At 26.0% G+C, this 5,212-nt stretch carries 4 protein-coding genes; all 4 read right to left on the bottom strand.

The annotated features are described in order from the left end of the window. Nucleotides 1–19: 19 nt before the first annotated feature. Nucleotides 20–649 carry a helix-turn-helix domain-containing protein gene (locus JJE11_RS14260; RefSeq protein ID WP_291636786.1) on the bottom strand — a complete coding sequence of 210 codons (630 nt, stop codon included), beginning with the start codon at nucleotides 647–649 and terminating at the stop codon, nucleotides 20–22. 10 nt (nucleotides 650–659) lie between these two features. Further along, nucleotides 660–2,483: an ATP-binding protein gene (locus JJE11_RS14255; protein ID WP_291636784.1), complete on the bottom strand. Its 1,824-nt coding sequence runs from the start codon at nucleotides 2,481–2,483 to the stop codon at nucleotides 660–662. A gap of 4 nt (nucleotides 2,484–2,487) precedes the next feature. Beyond that, a complete protein-coding gene (locus JJE11_RS14250) occupies nucleotides 2,488–3,462 on the bottom strand; it encodes an alpha/beta hydrolase (protein WP_291636781.1) in 975 nt (324 codons plus the stop codon). Nucleotides 3,463–4,061: 599 nt separating this feature from the next. Then, nucleotides 4,062–5,212: replication initiation protein (locus JJE11_RS14245; RefSeq protein WP_291636779.1), on the bottom strand; the 1,151-nt coding region annotated here is incomplete at its 5' end.

The raw sequence follows: 5,212 nt of genomic DNA, 5'->3' as shown, positions 1-5,212 counted from the left end.
TTTCAAATTCATTTATATTCTATTTTTTCAACCCGTTAATATCATCTTTATCTATATTAAGTTCATAACAAAGAATATAATCAGTTGTAACATTATATAATTTAGCTAATTTTATAATGTTTTGAGTGGTTGGAATTATCTCACCTGACTCATATTGTGTCACAGTTGTTCTATGTATACCTAAATATTTAGATATATTATCTTGCGTTAACTCATTATTTTTCCTCAATTTTTTTAATCTTTCAGAAATTGTATTCTTTTTGTTATTAAAAAATTCTAATGATTTGATTACACCCTCTATAAATATTATTAGTTTTTCAAAATCAGCATTTTTTTCATAATAATTTTGTATTTTTAAATTTTCTAGTGACTTTACTCCAGTAATTTCTTCACCATATCCAGTAAGAAGGATTATATATAAATCATTATTGTATTTTCTTATTTCCTCTATTACCTCTTTTGCAGTAAGCTCATCTATGTAATAATCTAATATTAATATATCAAATCTTTTATTTTGTAATTGTTTAAGCCCTTCCCTAGAGCTTGTAAACCCCTCAACATAATATTTATCACCCATAAAATTTTTTATGGAATCAACTATTCCAGCGTCATCATCAATAACCATTATCTTTATACCACTATTATACATGTATTACCCCTCATTCCTTTATTAACGGTATTTTCACAAAAAAAGTTGTTTCCCTATTATTTGTCTCAAAATATATTTCACCATTAAATCTAACCGTTATTATTGATTTAGATATATATAACCCGAGTCCAGTCCCTTTATTTCCTTTTGTAGTTACCATTTTTTTAAATATATGATTTTGAATTTTAGTAGGTATCTCCTTTCCTGAATTTTTAACGTAGAATATAATTTTTTTATTTTCTTTATAAACACCTATACTTATTATACTCTTTTCATTCTCTTCACTGGCTTCTATAGCGTTAGTTAAAAGAATAATAAAAACTTGTATAAGTGAATTAATACTACCTTTAATTACCTCATCATAACTAATATCTAGCTTTTCAACTAATGTGCAATTGTGTTTTTTAAGTTCAAAACTCATAAACAATTTAATTTTATTTATAACTTCTTTTATAGAAAATTCATCTTCATCAATCTGTTCAAATTCTTTTACTTGACCTTTTACTGTAGTAATTACGTCAGACATATATATTAAATATTCTGATATTCTATTTTGCCAATCATTAATTTCATTCATCAATTTTGTAACATACTCAAAATCAGTATATTCAGCTTGTATGTACTCATATATTTTTGATGTATCTTTCTTGATTATTTGAATACCTCCAGCTGAGCTGAGCAATGGAGTTTTTAAATTATGTGCTATCCCTCCAATTAATTGATTTAATGATAATAATCGTTCTTTCTCAATTAATTCAAATTGATTTTGTTTAAAAAGTTCTAAATTCTTTTTATATAAAGTAATATCTTTAAATAAAAGCACTATACCAAAATATTCGCCATTATGAATTATAGGATTAGTTTGCACCTCAAAATATTTATCATCATACTTATTCTTTATTAATATTTCGATGATATTAACATTCTTATTTTTTTTTGATTCATTAATTAAATTTATTAAATTGTGCTTATACTCAATTAGTTTACTATAATTCATTATGTCATGAAAACTATTATATTTTTTATCTTCTATTAAAAAATTTTCAGAAAAAGCTTTATTAACTTCTATAATCTTCAAGTTTTTATCTAAAACTAAAACCAAATCAGATACAAGTTGTAATACATCCTCAAATACAAACATATATTTATGAAATTTTAATCGAACGCCAAATATGCCATATTTATACGCGAAATATATAAACCCAGTGAATTGAATAGAAAATAATATTGGATAAACTCTCCAAACTTCGTCTATGCCAAAACTTCTTAATGCATAATTAGCTACAGCCGTATAAACCAAAAATGGTGCAACAATACTAGCATTTATAAGCTTATATTTTTTAGTTAAATAAGATTTTTCCTTTAGGTATGAATATACTATAAGGAAAGCTCCCCCTAATATGTATGGAACGCACCAAACACTTAGTTGTTTATAATATAGTTCTAATTCATTTGGTGTTTTTAAAGAATTATTAACTATAGGGAAAATCATAAAACACATAATTGAAGGTATAAGTAGTACAATATATATTATTTTTTTATTCTTCTTAACTATATTTGCATAAGATAATCCATACATAAGCGCAGCGTATGGAGCTAGATAATGAGCAATATTGGACAATATTATACTTGTATAAATTACCAATTTTAAAGTTTCCTGACTAGCACCCTGAGTTTTCAAATATACTGCTATAGTTTCTTCAAAAACTACAGAAAGTGAACCTAATCCTGAAAAAAAACATAATGCGGCTATCCATTTTGTAGATTCTGTTTTATAATCTTTTATAATAATTGTAACTGCTATTAAAAATAAACCTATACTTGTAAATATCATAATATTACACTCTCTTATCTATAAATTCTAAAACATCTTTTTTAATTTTGTTTTTGCTAAGTACAATACCGGAATGACCACAACTATACATATATCTTTTTGGTTTACCCCAGTTTTTCCATAAGGTATCTGTGTCCTTATCTATAACATATTTATCATACTTACCTGATACAAGCATTATTTTATTAAGACCTATTATTGGTTTCCTTAAGCTTGGATTAATAACTTCCCAACTTTTTTTTAATAAACTATAACTAAAATTATTTTTCACAAAATCTTTTTTTATATACTTCCCAGCTTCTGTTTCAAATATTGTATATGATAAATCATTAGCGTAAAACAAAGATATTAGCACATCAATTTTTTCTTCAACTTCACTTAGTAAATTAGTAGTTATCCCACCTAAACTCAAACCAATAATTATAATTTTACCTTTTTTCTGAGCTTTGATATAACTTATTAAAGCTCTAATATCGCTTACAGATTGTTGTTCAGACTTTAGAGTTCTGCTTACATCTGCACTTACAAAATATTCGCCGCTATATAAAGATGTATCTGGAGATCTTTCCATATGAAAAGGTAATACATAATTATAAATGTTATAATTTCTTTCGATAAAACTATCTAAAAATACTTTACCTAATCTATCTAGATTATCTGCTCTCCATCCATGTACAAAAATAATATTTATATTATTATCTGCAACTAAATTTTTTCTATAATGAAATATGGCATTTTTATTACTATTCCCATTTTCCACTTCACTTAAAAATTTTATTTTACCTGTTTCATAATTATTTTCAATTTTATCTTTTTCATAATATACTTTTGGTAAAGTTGTCTTTTTATAAAATTCTAAGTAATCACTATTAAGTGTTGAAACATTTTCTTCCACATAATTAAACTGATCTTCTCTACTATACTTTTTATGAAGAGTATATAACCCGTAGCTATCTGCTATACCTGCTATTATTTTCATTATGAATACCCTCCTTTAAATATCTAGTGTAAAGAGATTCTAACCCTTATCCCATCTTATTTGCACTTTGAATACATGTACTTTACGTATCATTTAAATATACTACCTCATTCCATATAGTGCAGAAAACATGCCCTATACTCCATTTGGTATCATTATAGTAACTTTAATTACTAGCACTATATTTCTTTGTATACTTTTAAAAACTACCTTATGAAGGATAAAAAGCTCTAAACTTTCTTGTTTTACTTCATCTGTTTTTTAAAATTGATTTGTTTTATTTCTCTAAATATACTGATCCATATTTTCTTCTAACTATCAATTAGATATGTTTTTATTATACTTCTCTGATAAAAATTCTATTAAATTTTTATCCCCAACAGTTTCCTCGCTTTTATATCATCTATAACAATAACTTACCTTTTAAGAATTTTAACACAACACATTCCTACCTTTTTAAATTAAAATAGGTCATACACAACAAAAACCTACCCTTTTAATTCATAATGTATTGAAATACATATAAACCAGAATCTTAATAGGTAGGTTTTTGTTGTGTACAAATTGTTTAATTATACAAATGCGAGGATTATGTTGGGTTACTCTTTATCTGAGGCTACTTCGTCAAATGAAGTACTTTGAGCATCTATACCTACATTATTATCATTAGTAACATCCCATCCTAATAGCTTTTTTTCTAAATCATCAAAATCATATTCTCTTTGTTCATAATCATTAAACCCACCCTTGGTTTTTTTATATGCCAAAGTCCAGTTTCCTTCTATTGCTCTCATCATAGCACCTAAATAAGATTTTATCTCGTTTTTCTTTCCATACTCATCTATTACTAATTTCTTTTCTTTTATGTACTGTCTGATAGATACATTTAACTGATTTTTTTTAATTGAAATAGATGTCTTTTCAACAAGTTTATCAATTTGTTTAGGACTTATTGTAACTCCTAGAAGTTCTTTGAACTCTTTTACAACGTTGTATTCATTATATCCCGACGGAACTGTATCGGGATTATCAAGGAAACTTATTTGTTCCTTACCTTGGAAGTTTACTGATTGTTTCACCATTTTAAATTTTACCTTTTCAACTTTTTTATTCACTTTATATAGGCTGTCGTCTAGTTCTATATACAGGTCTGTAACTTTATTAATCTGCATTACAGCAGGTTTTAAAATTCTTTGTTTAAAATTAGAGTACTGAGGGTATTCGGTATCCTCTATTCCCAACAAAAACCTCAATTGCCCCACTTCAAATACTCTTTTCCCAAATGATTGATACTGCTTTAATAATTCATATATTCTACAAGCATAGTAACTTCTTATATATTTCTTAACATCAAAATCGAATCTTGTATAATCACTTTTAAATACTAATAAATCAGAAATTAAATCAGGATGAAACTGGAGAGCAACTGCGTTTCTGTCCTCAGCTATCTTACATGTTATAACCCATCTTTTTTTAATTAAATCATTATTTTCAACATATGTAATATTCCTGTTATATAGCCTGTTTGCGGTCGCTACTAACTCAGAGTAAATAGTATTGTTTTTAATGTTATATTCCTTTTTGTAATCTGAAACATATACATAAAGTAATTCAAAATCCTTTTGTTTTATAAGTGACTTTACATCTTCAGCAGATAAATTTTTATCTAACATTACAACTTCAAGATTTGATAATGCAAGGTCTATCAACCTATTCTCAGATGTTGTTAGTTTATAGCTACCTTCAATTA

This window comes from Clostridium sp., from assembly GCF_016650095.1.
Lineage (GTDB): Bacteria > Bacillota > Clostridia > Clostridiales > Clostridiaceae > Clostridium_AD.
This window is presented reverse-complemented; position numbering and strand designations above follow the sequence as displayed.